Origin of the sequence: Synechococcus sp. CS-1328 (genome assembly GCF_025128095.1) — a bacterium.
In the GTDB taxonomy this organism is placed as follows: domain Bacteria; phylum Cyanobacteriota; class Cyanobacteriia; order PCC-6307; family Cyanobiaceae; genus CBW1002.
In genome coordinates this window covers 226,854-246,361 of sequence record NZ_JAHLYT010000071.1, presented here as the reverse complement: position 1 = coordinate 246,361, position 19,508 = coordinate 226,854, and the positions used below count along the sequence as shown (strand labels likewise).

10 protein-coding genes and 1 tRNA gene (1 of these 11 only partly in view) are annotated in these 19,508 nt (G+C 61.7%); 10 read left to right on the top strand and 1 reads right to left on the bottom strand.

The window, feature by feature from the left end:
* The first annotated feature begins 160 nt into the window (after positions 1–160).
* On the top strand, positions 161–1,774 hold the full coding sequence (metG, locus tag KQ310_RS14485) for a methionine--tRNA ligase (RefSeq protein ID WP_259722425.1): 1,614 nt from the start codon (positions 161–163) through the stop codon (positions 1,772–1,774).
* The gene (gene lptC / locus KQ310_RS14480; RefSeq protein WP_259722424.1) at positions 1,771–3,135 is read left to right on the top strand and encodes an LPS export ABC transporter periplasmic protein LptC; all 1,365 of its coding nucleotides are present in this window, start codon (positions 1,771–1,773) and stop codon (positions 3,133–3,135) included. Before metG ends, lptC begins: the two co-directional genes overlap by 4 nt.
* Here lptC and KQ310_RS14475 read toward each other — a convergent pair.
* A complete protein-coding gene (locus KQ310_RS14475) occupies positions 3,041–3,736 on the bottom strand; it encodes a cofactor assembly of complex C subunit B (protein ID WP_259722423.1) in 696 nt (231 codons plus the stop codon). The genes lptC and KQ310_RS14475 overlap by 95 nt on opposite strands.
* A gap of 86 nt (positions 3,737–3,822) precedes the next feature.
* Here KQ310_RS14475 and KQ310_RS14470 point away from each other — a divergent pair, with 86 nt between their 5' ends.
* The 8 genes from KQ310_RS14470 to KQ310_RS14435 form a co-directional block, all read left to right on the top strand.
* Complete coding sequence (locus KQ310_RS14470; RefSeq protein WP_259722422.1) at positions 3,823–4,230, top strand: tellurite resistance TerB family protein; 408 nt, start codon at positions 3,823–3,825, stop codon at positions 4,228–4,230.
* A gap of 43 nt (positions 4,231–4,273) precedes the next feature.
* On the top strand, positions 4,274–4,984 hold the full coding sequence (gene psb32 / locus KQ310_RS14465; RefSeq protein ID WP_259722590.1) for a photosystem II repair protein Psb32: 711 nt from the start codon (positions 4,274–4,276) through the stop codon (positions 4,982–4,984).
* A gap of 45 nt (positions 4,985–5,029) precedes the next feature.
* Complete coding sequence (gene pxcA, locus KQ310_RS14460) at positions 5,030–6,175, top strand: proton extrusion protein PcxA (RefSeq protein ID WP_259722421.1); 1,146 nt, start codon at positions 5,030–5,032, stop codon at positions 6,173–6,175.
* 7 nt (positions 6,176–6,182) lie between these two features.
* Complete coding sequence (gene cobU, locus KQ310_RS14455; protein ID WP_311134751.1) at positions 6,183–6,737, top strand: bifunctional adenosylcobinamide kinase/adenosylcobinamide-phosphate guanylyltransferase; 555 nt, start codon at positions 6,183–6,185, stop codon at positions 6,735–6,737.
* 3 nt (positions 6,738–6,740) lie between these two features.
* Entirely contained in the window at positions 6,741–7,211 is a 471-nt protein-coding gene (locus KQ310_RS14450) for a tRNA (cytidine(34)-2'-O)-methyltransferase (protein ID WP_259722419.1), read from the top strand.
* 212 nt (positions 7,212–7,423) lie between these two features.
* Positions 7,424–8,380, top strand: coding sequence for a M23 family metallopeptidase (locus KQ310_RS14445; protein ID WP_259722418.1), 957 nt, complete (start codon positions 7,424–7,426; stop codon positions 8,378–8,380).
* A 78-nt stretch (positions 8,381–8,458) separates the two neighbouring features.
* Positions 8,459–8,532: transfer RNA gene (locus KQ310_RS14440), tRNA-Met, on the top strand.
* A gap of 268 nt (positions 8,533–8,800) precedes the next feature.
* Positions 8,801–19,508: the start of a DUF4347 domain-containing protein gene (locus KQ310_RS14435; RefSeq protein WP_259722417.1), read on the top strand. The gene runs 16,505 nt beyond the window's last position; only the first 10,708 of its 27,213 coding nucleotides appear in the window; it begins with the start codon at positions 8,801–8,803; the stop codon falls past the right edge of the window.

Here is a 19,508-nt window from a genome sequence, read left to right as displayed (position 1 = left end):
AAAAGGGTAGGAAAGAAGCGGCGATTCATGTCAGGAAGCCGCCAGGGGGCTCTCGGTAGGATCCGGCCCCGACGCAGGGCCGCGGGCGCAGGTCTGAGAGGGCGGCGCAGCGAGAACCATTCTCCCGCCACTCCGGTCCCCCGCCACCAGCCTCCGGCCGATGTCCTACACCCTCACAACTCCGCTCTATTACGTCAACGACCGGGCGCACCTGGGCAGCACCTACACCACCCTGGCCTGTGATGCCATCGCCCGTCATCGCCGTCTCTGCGGCGATCAGGTGCACTTCATCACCGGTTGCGACGAGCACGGCCAGAAGATCCAGCGCACCGCCGAGGCGGCCGGCCTCACCCCCCAGGCCCATTGCGACTTCATCAGTGCGGCCTATCGGGATCTGTGGTCGCGCTGGCAGATCAGCAACGATCGCTTGATTCGCACCACCGATCCCCGCCACCGACAACTGGTTGAGCAGTTCTTTGCGCGGGTGGAGGCCAGTGGTGATGTGGTGGAGGGCCGCCAGCAGGGGTGGTATTGCGTTGCCTGTGAGGAGTTCAAGGATGACGCCCCCGGCGCCGAAGATCCCGAGTGCTCCATTCATCAGCGCCCCCTGGAATGGCGCGATGAGGTCAACCTGTTTTTCCGTCTGTCGCGCTATCAGGCACAGATCGAAGAGCTGATTGCACGCCCAGGCTTCGTCCAGCCCGCCAGCCGCCGCCGGGAGGTGGAGAACTTCGTGGCCCAGGGGCTGCGCGACTTTTCGATCTCCCGCATCGATCTGCCCTGGGGCATTCCGGTGCCCGGTCACCCGGGCCACACCTTCTATGTGTGGTTCGACGCTTTGCTCGGCTATCTCACCGCCCTGCTCGAACCGGACGAACCGGTGGTGCTGGAGCAGATCCTCCAGCGTGGCTGGCCGGCTCAGCTCCATGTGATCGGCAAGGACATCCTGCGTTTCCATGCTGTCTACTGGCCGGCGATGCTGCTGTCGGCCGGGTTGCCGCTGCCGGAGCGGGTCTTCGGCCACGGCTTCCTCACCCGCGAGGGCCAGAAGATGGGCAAGTCGCTCGGCAATGTGCTGGATCCGGTGGTGTTGCTGGAGCGCTGCGGCCGTGATGCGGTGCGCTGGTACCTGCTGCGCGACATCCCCTTCGGCGACGACGGTGACTTCCAGCAGCAGCGCTTCAGCGATCTGGTGAACAACGATCTCGCCAACACGATCGGCAACCTGCTCAACCGCACCTCCTCGATGGCGCGGCGTTGGTTTGCAGGGGGCGTGCCGCCTGCTGGAGCCGGCGCAGATCCGGCCCATCCCCTGGCGCTGGCCGCCCAGGAGGCGGCTGATCGCGGCGCTGCCGCTCTTGAGGCTCTGGATTTCCGGACGGCAGCTGAGGCCGTGCTGAGCCTGGCCATCGCAGCCAACGGTTTCCTCAACGAGCGGGCTCCCTGGAGCCGCATGAAGCAGGAGGGCCAGAGCGAGGTGGTGGCCGCCGATCTCTACGCCGTGCTCGAGGCCACCCGCTGGGTGGGTGTGCTGCTGGCGCCGCTGCTGCCGGAGTTATCGGATCGCATGCTGCAGCAACTCGGCCAGGAGTCGTTTGAATCCGGCACAGAGGCTTCGTCATCGCCTGCGACCGCATCGCCGGAGGCTGCGTCCACTGCCATGGCAGCAACGGCCTGGCAGGCAGCCCAGCAGTGGGGCCGCCTGCAGCCGGGTCTGGAACTGCCCGAACCTTCTCCCGTGATGGGACGACTGGAGTTGGACTCACCCCTGTGAGCTGCCCACCCCACCGCCTTCCCCGCCGGGGGCCCCGCCCCAGCCGGTTTGCGCTTGTCCTGCTGCCCGCCCTGCTGGCCGGTTGCGCTCCGAATCTGCCGGAGCAGGCAGAGGCTCAGCAGCCTTTTGTGTTCCGCTCCCTGGATCTGCGCCAGCGGGATCCCAAGGGCCGTCCCGCCTGGGAGCTCAGGAGCCCAGAGGCCCGCTACGACCTGAATCGCCGCGTGGCACGGGCTCGCTCGCCGCGGGGGTTGATCTATGCCAAAGGCAAGCCGATCTATCGGATTGAGGCCACCAGCGGCACCGTGCTCAGCGATGGCCAGGTGATTCAGCTGGAAGGGGCGATCCGCATCCAGCGCCTCGGCAGCCAGCCGGTGCTGATCGAAGGTGAACGGGTGCGCTGGATTCCCTCACGGCAACTGATGGAGATCGATCTGCGTCCCAGCGCCACCAACCAGGACACCCGCCTGGTGGCGCAACGGGCCCGCTTTCTGCTCGACCAGGACAAGCTGGAGCTGCGCGGTCAGCCCGAGCTGCAGCACTGGAGCCGCGCCGCCAAGGGCGAAGGCAAGGGTGCAGGCAAAGGCGATGGCAAAGAAGCAGGCAAGGGCGAAGGCAAAGGGGTGCAAGCCAAAGCTGATGGCAAAGCCTCCGGCAATGGCAAGGACGGCAGCAAGGCGAACCGATCAGCCTCCGACCGCGCCTACGCCACTCCGGCTCCCGCTCTGCCGAAGCGCAAGCCGGATGTGATCATCCACGCCACCACGGCCGACTGGTACCCAGGCAGCGGTCGCCTGATCGCCATCGGCCCCCTGCGGGGTACCCGTACCCTCAAACCAGGGGTGGTGCAGACACTCACGTCCCCTGCCCTGGAGGGCAACACGATCCAGCAGGTGTTGCGCTTGCAGGCTCCCGTGCTGTTCGAAGACCCGACCAACAAATCACGCCTGCTCACTCAGGCCACCCTGCTCGATCTCGACAAGCAGATTGCCAGCACAGACCTGCCGATCGAGGGCCAGTTCGGCGATCTGCAGGTGCGTGGTCAGGCCCTGGAGGTGCAGCTCGACAAGGAGTTGGCCACGATTCCGCGGGGCTGCCAGCTGGATCAGCCTGACGAATCGCTACGGGCGCAGCGGTGCCAGTGGAACTGGAAGACCCAGACGATCGAGGCCGATGGCGATGTGGTGCTGCGCCGCAAGGCCAACAACCAGATCACCCGCAGCCAGAAGCTGCGGGGTCGCATGGGGCGCAAGGGGCTGGCGGTGTTCACCACTCCTGGTGCCCGGGTGCAGACGCAACTGACGATTCCGAAGGGGTCGGGTCAGACGACGAAACGCGAACCGGAGCCAATTCGTCTTTGAGTTTGCGGGCCCAGCCCTCCGTCCAGGCGAGGTCGCTGCGGCTGAAACAGCGGGGTGACCAGCCCCCCAGCAGGATCCAGCCCTGATCGCCGATCGGCTGCACCAGCACCGATGGCACACCGGCCAGCAGGGGCTCGAATTCGGACCGGCCCGGGTAGAGCTTGAGGTTCACCAGCGACACGGCTTTGCCGCTGCGGCGGCTGCGCTCGCAGATCGCCCCAGGAATGAAGGCGTCGCTCTGGAGCAGGCCTCGTCGTAACAAGGTGGTGCCACGCCAGTGGATCAGCACCACGGCCGCCGGGGTTGCGGTGAGCAGCATCTGGCTGCCCCAGGCCAGTTCCCGTGCCAGGGGCTCGGAGCACTCCTGACTCAGCTGGAGCCCCTGCTCCCCCTCCAGGGCGACCCGTTCGGAGGCCTCGGGGATGGCCCTGGTCCACAGCACGCCCACCAGCATCAGCCCAACCGCCAGCAGGCTGGCCAGCACCGAGGCTCGCTCCAGGGCGGGAGACGGAGGCCCGGCCGTGAGCTGGTTGGTCACCAGCAGAGCCAGCCCCAGCACCCCGACTCCCAGGCTGACGCGGGCCGGCAGGGGAAGGTCCATGGGGAAGCGGGCGCAGGAGGATCGATCGCCAAGGATGCCGGATCCGCAAGTCGTTGCTGCAATGGGATCTGTTCTTCCTTCTTCCCATGACTCCGAGTCAGGCCTTTGCCGCGGTTGCCCTGGCGGCGGTGGCCTGTGACGGCACCCTGGGCCGCGACGAGGCCCGGGCGCTGCGCAGCCAGCTGGAGTTCCGCAGCCCTTACCGCAATCTGGATGAGAAGGCGATGGGGGATCTGTTCGATGGCCTGCTCAGCCAGTTGCGCCAGTCCGACTGGCGCACCCTGCTGCGCGAGGCAATCCCGGCGCTGGATCCTGCACAACAGGAAACCTGCCTGGCCATGGCCGCCCAGCTGGTGCGCTGCGACCGCGTTGTGCAGCCCGCCGAGGAGGAGCTGCTCGAGCAACTGGCCAGTGAATTCAGCCTCGACGAGGCACGCGCCGCCCAGATCCTCGACGTGATCGCCGTGCTGAATCGCGACAGCCTGGCCGGCTGAGTGCAGACTGGAACCAGCGCACTTCGCATCCCGCCAGGTGGTTCTGCCCGCTCCTGCTGGTTCCCGTCCCCGCCCTGACGCCAACCCCGCCTGGCACCACTGGCTCCTGGCCGTAGCGGCTGCCCTGCTGCTGTGGCTGGCACCGGTACCGGCGGCACTGGCGGTTTCGGCGGGGGATCTGCCGGAACTACCGACCGGCGAGCACGTGCTGGATACCGCCTCCGTGCTCAGCCGCGCGGCCCGTTCCGAGCTGGAGATCAGGCTTGCGGCCTTTGAAGAGGCTCACATCGATGCCCGGCTGGTCACCTTGAACCGGTTGGATTACGGCCTCTCCCTGCCGCAGGTGGGCCGAGAGCTGATCGATCGCTGGAAGCAGGCTGCCAGTCCAGATCCGTTGCTGCTGCTGCTGATCGACAGCCAGACCAACACGGCTGCTGTGGTGGTGGATCCTGCCCTGAATGGGCAGCTGCCCCGCGATCTGCTCACCAGCACCGCCCGCAGCACGATGGCGGCGCCACTGCGGGATGGGGCCCGCTACCGGCAGGCGTCGATCGAGGCTCTGGATCGCCTGGCGCTGGTGTTGCAGGGCGGTGAGGATCCCGGTGACGCGGCCGAGGCCGAGGTGGTGAGCCTGCCCTCCAACGTGCCCAGCCGTGAGGAGACAGCCAGCAGCAACGCCTTCACCTGGGTGATCGTGCTGCTGGTGGTGGGCACACTTGTGCCGATGCTGACCTGGTGGGTCTTCTCACGCTGAGCTTGGCAGCCGAAGATTGGTGCTCACGATCGACATCGCCACTCCATGGGCCTGACCGACTGGATCGGAACCTTCGGCCGCGCCCAGGCCAAGGATTTCAGCAGTGACCTGGCCCGCGGCTATGAAGCTGCGCTTCTGATCCAGAGCATCGAACTGGAGTACTACAACGACAGGCCCGTGCGGCCTGAGCTTGAACTGAGCGTTCCCCGCTCCGTGGAGGCCCAGGTGCTGCGCCGCTTTCGTGTCTCCCTGCAGCTCTGCCGCACGGCCCTCGACATGATCGAGCCCTACCGCCAGGAACTGTCGGGCCAGGATCTGCGGCAGGTGCAGCTGATCGAGTCTGTGGTCGGGCGCTATGCCAAGCGCCAGCAACGCCTGCCCAAGATCAGCCGATCACCGGAGGTGCTGCCGCGCAGCCTGATCGGGGTGGTGGATCAGGTGCGGCGCCAGCTGGATCCTGAAGCCGAGGCCTCAGTGCTGGCCGGCTTCCGTCGCCGCCGCGATTCCACCCTGGTCTCCCTGCGGATCCTGCTGCTGCTGATCCTGGTGCCGGTGTTGATGCAACAGGTGAGCCGCGCCTATGTGGTCTCGCCGCTGGTGGATCGTTTCGCGCCGGATAACGCCTTCCTCACCTATCCCAAGCCCCAGCTCGAGGAGCGGGCTGTGGAGAAGCTGCGGGTGTATCGGGAGGAGATCGAGTTCGACGCACTGCTCAAGGGAGAAGCCCTGCCGACGCGGGAGGAACTCCATGACCTGCTGGCCGAGCGTGCTCAGGATCTCAAGGATGAGGCGGATCAGGACAGTACCCACGCCGTCAAGAACGTGCTGGCCGACCTTGGCGGCCTGCTGGGATTCATCGGCGTCTGCGTGTTCGGGCAGCGGGACCTGCAGGTGCTGCGCAGCTTTCTCGATGAGCTGGTCTACGGCCTGAGTGACAGTGCCAAGGCCTTCGCCATCATCCTGTTCACCGACATCTTCGTGGGGTTCCACAGCCCTGAGGGCTGGACCGTCCTGCTCGATGGGGTGGCCAACCACCTGGGACTGCCGGCCCGGGAGAATTTCATCATGTTGTTCATCGCCACCTTCCCGGTGGTGTTGGCGACCATCTTCAAGTACTGGATCTTCCGCTATCTCAACCGCGTCTCCCCATCGTCGGTGGCGACCCTGCGCAACATGAATGGTGGGGGCTGACGCGGGCTTGAGCGGCACTCTGACCCTGGTGAGTGGCCCCAGCAGTGGCGGCAAGAGCCGCTGGGCCGAGCACCTGGCTGCCAGTTCGGGGCGCCAGGTGGTGTATCTGGCCACTGGGCCGACCCTGCCAGACGATCCCGATTGGCAGCACCGGCTGACGCTGCACCGAAACCGCCGCCCCTCCAGCTGGCAGTGCCGCGAGGTGGGGCGGCACCTGGCCGAGGCGCTGGGGGAGCTGGGATCCGATCAACTGGGGCTGGTCGATTCGCTCGGCACCTGGGTGACGGCCGGCCTCGACTGGGACCGGGACACCTGGGAGGAGGCCTGCGGGGGCCTGTTGGTGGCGATCCGCGACTGTGAGGCTCCCGTTGTGCTCGTCTGTGAGGAGGTGGGCTGGGGCGTGGTGCCCGCCACCAAGATCGGCGGGCTGTTCCGCGATCGGCAGGGCCATCTGCAGCAGCGGCTGATGGCTCTGTGCACGGCGGCCTGGTTGGTGCTGCAGGGCCGGGCTGTGGATCTGCTTGCCCTGAGCCAGCCCGTGCCAGAGCTGCCGGAGACCTGAGCCATGCCCCAGGTGGTCCTGTTTCAGCCCCAGATTCCGCCCAACACCGGCAATGTGGCCCGCACCTGCGCCGCCACCGGCACAGAGCTGCACCTGATCGAACCACTGGGCTTTCAGATCGACGATCGGCAGCTGCGCCGGGCTGGTCTGGACTACTGGCCATGGGTGCGCCTGCACCGCCATGGCGACCTGGAGGCATTCCTGCAGGAGCGAGCGCGTCGTGGTGGTCGCCTGCTGGCCCTGAGCAGCCATGCCGAACGCGCCTACACCGATCTGGCCTACCGGAACGACGACTGGCTGCTGTTTGGCCGGGAAACAGACGGATTACCGAACCCGGTTCAGGCCCTGGCGGACGTCTGTCTCACCATTCCCATGCCCTGCAGCCAGCGCCATGGGTCTGGTGGCGTCAGGAGTCTCAACCTGTCGGTAGCGGTAGGGGTCGTGCTGTTCGAGGCCTTGCGGCAGTTTCCTTGATGCCGAACACCAGTATTGGCAACCGTTCTTAGGCTGAGACAGCCAATTTTGGTGTCCATGCTTGCTTGCAGCCAAGGGTTCGGGGCGCTACTGTCTGCGCCAACCGGAGATAGTGGCTTCTCTACCGGGTCTTGTCCGAATGAACTGAAACATCCATGAAGCCTTGGCTGATCCTTTTACCCGCTATTGCCACGATTCCCGTTGTCGGGGTCATGGCACGCGCCGATTGGACCGGTGATCGCGTCGAGGACGTGATGGTTGCGTCCTTGCCCCCTGCCAGTCTTGACAAGCTCTGGGTGAAAGTGCGCCAGCCCGTCACAATTGAAGATCTATCCAGAGATCTCAGCGTTGACGAGTCCCGGCTGGCCAAGCTCAACGACGTCAATGAAGACCACGAATTCGGCTCCGGCGACTGGCTGGTGCTGCCGTCCCAGAGCAGCCGTCAGGCCAAGTTTCTGTTGGCACTCGACACCAGTGAGCTGCGCCGCATCCCGCCTCTGCAGCAGCCCCCTCCGCTGGATCAGGCCGGTGTGGTGCGCTTCGGCGACACCCTGATCAAGATCGCCCAGCGCTACGGGGTGACCCTGCAGGAGCTGCTGCGGCTCAATCCAGGCCTTGAGACGGCCCGTCTGGTGGCCGGCAGCCAGGTGCGCCTAGTCCAGTCCGCTCCGGGACGCTCCCGCATGGTGCTGGGCCTCAAGCCCGTCGGTAGTGGTGGCCTCAGCTGGCCCGATCAGCCCGATCTCGGACCGGATCGGCGCTTTGGCAGCGGCAATGAAGCGGGCCGCACCACCTGGATCTGGCCGACCCAGGGCACCTTCACCTCGGGCTACGGCTGGCGCTGGGGCCGCATGCACAAGGGCATCGATGTGGCCAACAACGTCGGTACGTCGATTGTGGCCGCCCGTTCCGGTCGTGTGACCTTTGCTGGCTGGCACGACGGGGGCTACGGCTACCTGGTGGAGCTGACCCACGACGACGGCAGCCAATCCATCTACGCCCACAACAGTCGCCTGATGGTGCGCGTTGGCGAAGAGGTGGCCCAGGGAACCCAGATCTCCCAGATGGGCAGCACCGGCCGCAGCACCGGTCCCCACCTCCACTTCGAAATCCATCCCCCCTCCAAGGGCGCCTCCAACCCCCTGGAGTTCCTGCCGCCCCGGGCCTGAGCATCAATCTGCTCCCAAGCTGCGGGTCAGCAGGAGCGGTAATGGCGGAACGGTGATCCATTACACTTGGAGAGGCACGGCTCGGTAGCTCAGCTGGTTAGAGCGTGGGATTCATAACCCCAAGGTCGGGAGTTCAAGTCTCCCCCGAGCCATTGTTCAGAACCGAAACAGATTCTTTTGGCGTGAATCTAATTCCATCCTGACAAAGTCAGTCATGGAGTGGTAAGACATGAGGCTCCAGCATGGATCCCTGGGCGCAGCCACTCCTGAGAATCGACTATGGTATGAATAGATGCGAAGGAATACGTTTGTACTATCTGACTCGTAGGTAAATCAGCGCATTGCGCTTATGAGATTGCTACGTGTGAAAGTACTGAACGATCCCCTTGCCATAATTCAGAAGCGAGACAGGGCCAACCGATGGACTTCATCCAACAGGATCTGACCCTTCAGACCAATCCGATGGAGCCAGGCGGGATCGTTCCTCTCGACTCCTGGACAGCCACGCCCCCACCCGCCTCGTTCCTGCCGTTGCTGGACGAGTCCACACTGTTGCAACTCACCGAACCGGTGCCCCTGCTGCAGGACGCAGGGACCGGAGAAGCAACCCTGATCAGCGGACTGGAAGCTGGGGAGAACGGCAACGCAGCCGGCATCACAACCAACGGGGATTGGCTCTCGGATTACTCCGTGCCGGAACCCGTTGCCGCACTCCTGCCAAGCCAGCAGGTGTTCGTGGATGGGGGGCTCAGCACCTCCAGCCAACTGGTGGAGCTGATCCAGCAGGCCGGAGATCCTTCGGTGACGACAGTGACCATGCTGGATCCGCTGCAGAACAGCCTGCAGCAGATCACCGCGATGCTCGCAACACAGAGCGATCTGTCAGCGATCCATATCGTGGGCCACGGCAGCAGCGGGGTACTGGAGCTGGGTGGCGATCGGCTGACCCAGAGCAGCCTGGAAGACCAGGCAGACCTGATCTCCTCCTGGAAGAGCTCCCTGCGGGACACGGCAGACATCCTGCTCTACGGCTGCGAGATCGGAGCGGGGGAAGCCGGCCAGTCGCTGATGACAACCCTGGCTCAGCTCAGCGGAGCTGATGTGGCAGCCTCCAGTGATCTCACCGGAGCAACAGCCCTGGGAGGAAACTGGCTCCTGGAAAGCCAGGTGGGAAGCATTGAAACCACTGTGCTGACGCCTGACTATCAAGGGCTCTTGGCTGATGGGCCCTGGGCAAGCATCAGAACGGCGATCGACTCGGTACTCACAAAGCTCGATGCAGCTGGCCTCGGGCTTCCTCTTGATCCGGCTGCTGCCCTGGCAGGGACTGGGGAATTAGGAATTCTAGCGGCCATACAGAACGTTCTTGAGTCCGCAACTGGAACGGATGCCTCAGCTGTAGCTAACAACCTAAATACTGAACTCAATACACTCCTCGACACCACTTCACAACAATACTTCGGCTGGGATTCAACAACCAAGATCCTGAGCCTGAGCCTCAATCAAACGGTAGACGACTCCCTGGATCTTTCACTGGGTGAAGGCAGCCCGATCACGGTGGAAGGCCCGGTAGAGGCCTCAATCTCCTTGGGGGCCAGCGCATCCTTCACCCTCAATTCAGCCAGCACAGCACTCGATGCCTGGAGCCTCAACCTTTCCCTGTCGGGGATCCGTGTGGATGTCAGCGCCCTCACCCTGGCGGGGGATCTGGGTCTGGCCAGCTTTGAGGCCAGCGGGATCAGTCTGGAGATTGATCCCGGACTGACGCTGAGTCTGTCGACAGGGTCATCGCAGGCATCCGGCCCAATCACGGTGGATTTCAGCGATCTGAATCCATCGGGAGCTGGGGATGACGTTCACGATCTTGTCTTCGGTGCATCATCGATCCAGATTGCCTCAGCCCTCGGAGACATCCCCACCCAGTCGTTCAACCTGGACTGGCAGGACATCAAAAGCACCAACTCGATCACCGTCTCCGGCACTGCACTCACCACGACCCTCGACCTGATCCATGACCTGGCGGGTTCCCTCCAGGATGGTCTGACAGAACTGGGGACCAAAGCAACGGAACTGGCGAACTCGATCCTGGGAGAGGATGCCTTCAGCTCCGAAACACCACTGCCACTGATCGGAGGCACGCTCGAGGAAATCCTCGATGTGGGATCCATCATCGAGGGAGTGATCGGTGCCGGTTCATCGGTTGTCGACTATCTGGCCGAGCGAGATCTCACCACAACAACACTCAATTTAGATACGGCAACGGGTGCTTTTCTGATCCTGAGTGATGGCGAAGAAGCCCATCTGATCAAGAAAGGCGCAAGCGCCGAGGAGATCGAGCAAATCCTAGGCTACTTCAACAGTATTGGTCAGGGCAAATCCCGTGTTTATGAGGTCAGTGACGCTGACGCGACCTTACGGGAATTCCGGATTGGCACCCAGGGATTCCTGGAGGCACTACCTGAACTCAGCATTGAAACAGTTAACGCAGCAACTCTCGGCACTGACGGCACGCTGACTCTGAATGCCAGTGGTGATTATGTAGTGCTTCAGCACCTCACTGAATACACAGTATTTGCAGCTACGGCAACAGCAGAAGCGATTGCCGTTGCAATCGGAGAGCTCACATCGATAGGAGCTGACAATGTAGCCGTAATCGAAAACCCTTCAGGGTCGGGGCCAAGAAGCTTCAACATCACACTGTCAGGCGATGCCACCGGTGAACTAGCAAATATAACCGTAGCTGATCAGGAACTCTCAACAGCATCGATCACCGCATCAGCCTATAGCGAAGCATCCGGCTTGACATATGCCGCTGTCGTAGATGCTCTGCCGAGCTTCGATGGTCTGCGCGACATTCTAGCCGGAGAAATTCAGACCAGCCTAGCCAGTTTTCTCTCCGATGCCATAGACGTCAACGTACAGGTTGATCTTGATGAGAATGGAATCAAGTTCACACTGGATACGGTCAGATTTGAGCAATCAATCGATCCCAAGACCTTCAGCCTGGGAGACGGGCTGGAAGAAGCCGGACTCAGTCTCAATGCCAGCCTTGAAGCAGAAGTAGAAGCCTGGCTGGATCTTGGCCTCTCGTTCGGCCTTGATCTGTCGCGTCTGGCGACAGACGTGGCCACGATCACTGCAGACGCTCCAAGCGGCACTGTCAGCAATTACACGCTACTAGTCAGTGACACCAGCGGCGTCTACGTCATCACGGATGGCAGTGAGTATGCCGAACTGTCAACCCAACTCGATGCGACACAGGTCGAAGAGGCCCTTGGAGCATGGGGATCAATCGGTGGAGACAACATTACTGTCACCACAGTCACTGATGCTGTCACCGCAGTCACTGTTGGTTATGAGATTTCCATCAGTGCTGGCGCCACACTGGCGCCTGGCAGCTTGAGAATCGCTCCCCAAACACCAGAGGCCTCAGACTTTTTCGTCCAGTTTGATCAGATCGATGCCCATGCCTCGATCAGCCTCACCGATGCCACAGCTGAGCTGACGGCAGACCTGGCTGGAGCCACAGGGAGCCTGGACGCAACGATCAACGCTGGCTTGGCCGTGGATGTCAGCGTGGTGATCACGAACAACGACAAGGTGGCCCTACTGAGCCCCGTGACGGGGACGGCCAAGGCCTATACGCTCACCCTCACGGGCGAGGCGGGCGAGTACGAGATCCGCTGGGGAGATAGTTCCGTCACTCTGAGCAGTGATCTGATCGGTGCAACCTCAACCAATACCGCCGAAAACCTTGAGACCGCCCTCAACGATGGCCCAGACCTTGGCGCTCGAAGGTTCAGCGTCACGGAGGGGGCCGAACCAAACACCTTCTCCATCAGCTTCAGCCAGCCGCCAGCAATTACGTCTGACGCTGGGACGACGGTCACCGGTTCATTACTTACACTTGATCCCACTCAATCAGAGTGGAAGATCCGCTTTGATGGATCTGAGATCTCGCTTGGTGAAGGAGGAGTTGCACCAAGTGCAGAAGAACTCCAAGCAATCCTTAACAACCAATCGTCGGTGAATGATTGGGGTGGTGTGGTTGTGGTTGATGCACTCACAAAAGCACCAACCCTGACAACAACCAATCAGGAACTGGCCACTATTAACGGTGACAAGCTCAGCGTTCTGGCTGAAACAGGGTCCTACACGATCAAGGTCGGCTCCACAATCGTAAGCCTGGACTACGACGCCACAAAAACGGACGAAGACAAAGAAACGGACATCGCAACGGCTCTCAATGCTATCGTCACCAACGGAGTCTATGAAGTCGAGCTGATCTCCGGATCGGGGCAACCACCTGTCTTCCGCATCAGTTTCATTGGCGTCTTCATACCCGATACCTACGAAGTTCAGTTCGCAGCCGCTCCGGTCCTGGCGATTGACAATCCTGCCGTAGCAAGGCCAATTAATTATGCCGACCTCGACTCGTTGAGGATAGAAGTCTCGGCGGTATCTGATCTTGATTTAGAGATAGAAGCGACGGGCAGCATCCGGACAACCGACGACTTCCTTGTCTTCACGGGAACATTCGGAGTAATTATCGACAGTTATGACATCTTTGACCGCTCTGCCCCCCTGCTGTTTGACATCACCTTCAGCGGCAGTCTCTCGATCGACAACTACTTCAGGATGTCAGGAGATCTGACCTTCTCGAAGCAGCAAGGGCCGTTGACGATCAGTGATGGCAGGACAGTGGACGAAGCGGCCTATAGTGTGATCAGCGGCAGCAATATCGATGTCTTTGCTGGATACCTAGACCCAGCCTCTAACGTCTTTCCCGACAAGCTAGACGCAACTGAACAAAGAGACGATGGCAATAGCCAAGGCATCAGAATGGAGGGAATCGCCTTCAGCCTGCTTACCTACACCGATGGAGTTGGTGATGGCGCCACAAGCTTCAGAGCCCTGAAATCAAGCGGTGGCAGCGCAGAACTGGTGGGCTTTGATGATGTGAAGATTGCACTGAAGGACTTCAACCTTGAAGTCAACACATCAACATCAACAGACAGCTCGTTGGTGCTGGATTTCAACCCTGGAGGAAGCCAGAGAGGCAGCGAATTCCTGTCGGCCGTGATCGATGACTCCGAATCTAATATAACAAATGAAATTGTTCTCGATTTTGAAGGAGATCAGGGACAGATCCTGGGGGCATCGGGTGATCTCAGCCTTCAGGTCATTTCCTTCCTAATGGCCGAGGCAACGTTCAATATGAAGCGTCGCAAGGTCACTCTCGGCGATGGAGCTCCAGCAGAAGATTTTGATCTAGTGACATTTGAACTTGAAAATCTCTTCGCCTATGCAGGTTCAGCTGACATTGATGTGGCCGGTGATGTCGATACTGGGGAAGGTGATGGAATCTTCAACCAAGCCGACCTTGATGCCATAGCTGAAGATCCCAGCCTGTACGTCGGTACAGGCTTTGCCGTGGCGGATGGACGGCTCGGATTGGCAATGCTGCAGGCTGCAGACTCATCCACAAGGGATTCACGCAGCTACATGGCCATCACTTCCGAGCTGGGAAGTGCACAACTGCTTGGCTTGCCACCAGAGTTTGAGGTTCAAGCCACCAACATCGCTGTTGAGCTCAACAGGGCGTCAGGCGCCGCCTCCGATGGAACGGCCGCCAGCGCCCTGGACTGGGCCACCACTCTCGGAGACGACAATCCGACGTTCTTTGCGCAGTCCAGCGATCCCAGGGAACTGGCCTACACAGGTGAGTTCACGCGCATTGGCGGTGAGCTGAATCTCAAGGCATTCGATGCCATCGAAGTCAATGGCGCTTTCGAGTTCACCCTTCAGCAGGTGGACGTCAGCTTCGATCCCGCGGCCTCAACGCCAGCGATCGATCTCGATGATGCGGAGCTGCTGCAACTCACCATCAGCATCAGCGATCCCGATGGCGACGCTGGCCCTTCTAAGGGTTTGCGGGTCGGCGCAGCGGATGGGGTGAACTTCTCGATCGATGAAGGCAGCCTCACCTACACAAGCATCCAGGCCAGTGGAGCCAAATATTATTCACTTGAAGCCGAAGTGAATGGTGCCGAACTCAATGGTCTGGGCGAGGGGATTGAGATCACCGCAACGAGCCTGAGCGTTCTCAAGAATGGCGTCAGCGGGGGGACGCCACCTGCTGGTGCGCCGGCCGCCCTCAACTGGACCACCATGGTGGACCTGACGCCAACGGATGACACCTTCTCCGCCACGGCGATCAGCGAAGCCACCGCAGCGAGCCTCTCGATCGGAGGTGAACTGGCCATCAACCTCGACGGTTTCGTGCTGGCCCGAGGCGGCTTCTCCTTCCTCGAACAGACCGGGCTGGAGCTGACCGACGGCACCGACCTGACGACCACGCCGCTTAGTGGCGTGACCCTGCAGACGATCTCCCTGACAGAGGTGGATCTGTTCGTGGGCACTGGCGGCGCCTGGGACAAGGACAGCGGGGGCACCATCCAGGGCCTCGATCTGGCCAACGCCACTGGCTTCAGCATCGAGCAGGCCAACCTGGAGATCGCCACCGTCAGCGAAACGGCCGGCCAACGGCGCCGCTGGATGGGTCTCGCCGCCAGTGTGGGCAAGCTGGATTTGGAGGGCCTGCCCAGCGATCTGCTGGAAGTGAGCTCCCTGGACGTGCTCTACAACAAAGCCGATCCCACCAGCAGCAGCCGGCTCGATTGGTCCAACCTGGTCGAGGCCGCCAACCCCGATGATCCACTGAACGGGCTGGCGGAGGAGATCCAGGCCCTCACCAGCACCACCGATCTCAGCGTCAGCGGTGATGTGGCGCTCAATCTCGAGGGTGTGGTGCTGGCGAAGGGCTCCATCGGCGTCAGTTTGAAGTCCGGGCTCAGCATCGACGACGGCAACATTGAAGTGGACAACGCCAGCCTGCTGCTGGTTGAACTGTCGGATCTGGATGTCTTCGTCGGCAGCGGTGCTGAGTTCACCCGTGAAGACGCCAGCGATGCCGATTCAGCCGTCACCGGCATCGACACCGCTGCGGCCGTCGGCTTCTCGATCAGCGGCGCCAATCTCGATCTGGCCATGCTGCGGGAAGTGCCGCCAACCGCCGGAGGTGGCGCAGCCAGAAGCTGGCTGGGTCTGGCCGGCAGCATCGAATCGATGGCGCCCGTAGGCCTGCCGGATGGCATCACCATCGAAGTGAACAACCTCAAGGTTCTGTTCAACGGTCCCGACAGTTCGACAACCCCTGAGCGCATCGACTGGCAGGCCCTGGCCGAGCAGAACGATGACCTCTTCGGTCTCGATGACACCGGGCTCGCTGAGCTCAGCAGCGGCACCGCGCTGAGTGTCGCCGGCGACCTGCTGGTGTCCGTCGACGACGCCATCACCATCAGCGGCTCGGTCGCGCTCGAGCAGCGCACACTCACCCTAGATCTGGATGGCGTTGGGGGTAGTCCGGCGGCAAGCTATTCCGCTCTCACCCTGGGCGCCAAGAATCTGCAAGCCTTCGTCGGCACGGGGCCAGCCGACAGCGATGGTGATCAGCAGGTGGACAGCAACAGCGACCTGGAAGACAACGGTGCCCTCGGTGTGGCCATCCGCGTCGACGAGCTGGCGCTGGCCTTGATCGCGCCGGTGCCAGTGGCAGGCGTAGCAGACACCAGGAGCTACCTGTCCCTCAAGGCCAGCGGCAACGCTGCCCTGATCGGCGTCGAAGACATCACCCTCTCGGGCTCGGTGGCGGTGGAAGTCAACCGCGGCCGTGATGGTGCTGCACCCATCGACGCCCTCAACTTCAAGGACCTGTCCACCGATCCGCTCTCCGAGGGGCTCGATGGGGACCTCGAAGGGCTGGTGGTGACCACGGGCCCACAGAGCAGCGATCAGGTGGTGATGGATTTTGACAGCACCGCCCAGGTGCTCTCGGTGGCGGGTTCGGTGAGCATCGCCATCTCCGAATTCATCCAGGTTCAGGGCAATTTCGCTTTTGAGCAATCGGACGCACTCCAGGAGGTTGTTCTTGCGGATGCCGACAGCACCACACTGGACGTCTCCGTACTCAAGATCGGCGCCAGTGATGTGAAGGTGTTCGTCGGCACGGGTGGCCCCTACTTCCTTGAGAATGAAGTGGGCACTCTGTTGGGTGGAGACGACAAAATCATCACTCTCGGTGAGCTGAGGGCGGTCACCGTTTCCTCCGGCATCCCTGCCTTGGCGAGTGGAGATGATTCCAGCGTCGTCAGCTTCGATGACCTACTGAGTTTCCTGGACACAAACGACGACGACCGGATCAGCGTTGACGAAGCCCAAGCACTCATTGGCAGCGACAATGCTGATCAGATCACAGCGACCGACATAGACGGCGATGGTTTCATTGACGATGGGACATCTGATTCAGCCACCGGTGTCGCCCTCGAGATCGATGAGCTCGGCCTCGCTCTGATGCGTACCGCACCGGGCGCGACCGGTCCCAGCGGCAGCTTCTACGCTCTGCAGGGAACCGGCGGTGGTGCCCTGGTAGGACTGGAGGACATCCTAACAATGTCCGTCACGGACATGAGCGTGACCGTCAACAGCGGCTCACTCACTCCTTCTGGAGGAGGAACTGCCACGACGGCGGCGGTGGACTTCAACGCGACAGATTTCGGCGAAGGAGCAGGCGGCGGCATCGTGATCCCGACCGGGATCGGCACATCGATGCTGCTTGGCATTGATCCCACGACGGGAGCCCTCGACCCCATCTTCAACGGCGATGGCCTTCGGGCGAGCGGCACGGTGGAGATCGCCATCGGCGAGTTTGTGACAATCGAAGGCAGTGTGGCCCTGGAGCGCAAGGGCAGCATCACGGCCACCCTCAGCGATGGTTCCGAGAAGACCATGTCGATGCTGAGCATCGGTGGATCCACTTTGAGCGCCTTCATCGGCGATCCAGGCGACGACCCGATCGACACAGCCGATGACAAGGGCCTGGTCGTCAACGACGCCACGTTCGGCCTGTCTCTGCTGACACCGGACGATGCCGCCGATGCCAGCCGCTACTACGCCTTCGAAGCCAGCATCGCTGCAGTGGGCCTTACAGGTTTTGATCCGTTCGGCCTGACGATCACGAACGTGGCCATCTCTGGTAACGGCGGCAGCGATGTGCTCAATCCCCGCCGCGTCGTTGATTTCAGCCAGGGCTACACGCAGGGATCCGGACCAGTGCAGAACTTCACCGTGAGCACAGGCACCAGTACGCCGGCCATCGAGCTCACCAGCAGTGAGGCCGAGATCAAGGCCAGGGGCACGGTGACCCTGAGCCTGGCGGTGGACACCCTCAGCGTGGCACTGAGCGGCAGTGTGGCCGTCCGCATCGGGTCGGCCGATCTTGTCCTGGCCAACGATGAGGTCGTGGAAGATGCCAACGCCATTGAGGTGGGCATCAGCAATGCTGCCATCACGATCGATACGGATACCAGTAGCAACCCTGACGAAGATGCTGACGGCGTCGATGACGGCCTGATCTCCTATGGCAGCGACGCCAATGTCAACATCGGCCTGGCCTACTACACCAGCACAGATCCAACCGATACCCGAAGCTGGCTCGGCTTCAAGGTAGCTGGCGGAGAGATCGCAGGCGGCAGTGGTGGTGTCAGCGGCGAAATCTCGAACATCTCGGCCAGCTACAACGCCGTCTTTGGCGCAGACCCACTCGATACCAGTGATCAGGCGGTCAACTTCAGGGAGAGCTTTGGTGGGTCTTTGGAGGTCGAAACCGGCGGCCTCCTCGACGAGGATGGCAACCCGACCACGATTGCCCTGTCCATGGGTTCAGGAGGGATCAACCTTGAAGCGGATGCGTCCCTCACGATCGATGAGTACTTCTACGTCAGTGGCACATTCGGGCTGGAGCTTGGCTCGGGCACGATTGACATCTCCGCCAACGGCGTTGTTCAGGAAGATGTAGCTGTCAGCATCCGCAGTGTGCAGGTCACCGGGGCCCAGGCCTTTGCCGGAACTGGAGGCCCCTATCGGCAAGGCGATGGCAGCATCAACTACGAGGCCGCCGGCCTTGCCCTTGAGGATGTCAACTTCGTTCTCTATCGCTACACCGAAGCCAATCCCATCGCAGGCCAGACGGCACGCAGCTGGGATGTGGTGTACGCCGAAACAGCCAGCGCGGGGCTCGTAGGCATTGACGGCCTGACACTGAGCAGTGAAATGCTGAGGGTCAAAGTCAACACCAAGGCCCTGGACGGCAGCTTCGTTCTGTTCGAGAAAGACATCGATTTCGATAATGATGGTACCAGCGAGACCATCAGCTACGACCGTGCCCTGAAGGAAGTCAGCACCCATGCCGTGCTGGCGATCGATGAATACGTTTACATCGAATCCGAGCTCACGTTCAAAACCGAGAGCGGTGTGGATGTGGTCCTCACCCAGCCGACCACCGGTGCTCAAGACGATCCTCGCCTGGTCAAGAAAATGGCCGTCACCACGGTGACGGCCACAGACGCCAACATCTTCATCGGCACGGGTGGTCCCTACTTCCAGGCCGATGGAACCACGGAGGAAGCAGGTGCCGCAGGCATTGCCATTGAGAATCTGAACATCGAACTCAATTTGTTCAAGTCGGAGGTTGCGAATGATCGATCCAGCTTCTTCGCCCTGAATGCATCGGCAAGCGCGATTGACCTGATCGGTGTGGATCCAACGATCTTTGATGTCGATGTTGACAATCTCAAGATTCAAGTCAACAGCGGCAACGACGTCCGCGGTCGAGTGATCGACTTCGACGCCACCAACGCCCTTACGACAGCAACGGAAGACGACTTCGACTACGACGGATTTAACCGCAAGCTGATCAGCGTATCTGCCGAAGAACTGACCCTCTCGGTGGGCGGCTTCCTGCAGATCAATGGCTCCTTTGCCATGTCCAAGCAGGACGGCCGAACCGTCACCCTCTCCGACATCTCCCAGACAAAAGAGGTGGTAAATGTCGTCACCTTTGGCTTTGACGACCTCAACGTGTTCGCCGGTGAGGGCGAGTACGACTTCAGCAAGTCGGTGGAGGATCAGACGGAGGAACCTTCCGGCCTGCTGATCAGCGGCGGCCAACTGGCCGTCGCCCTGTTCAATCCACTGACTCCCGGCTCCGATGGCTATTACGCTATCAGCG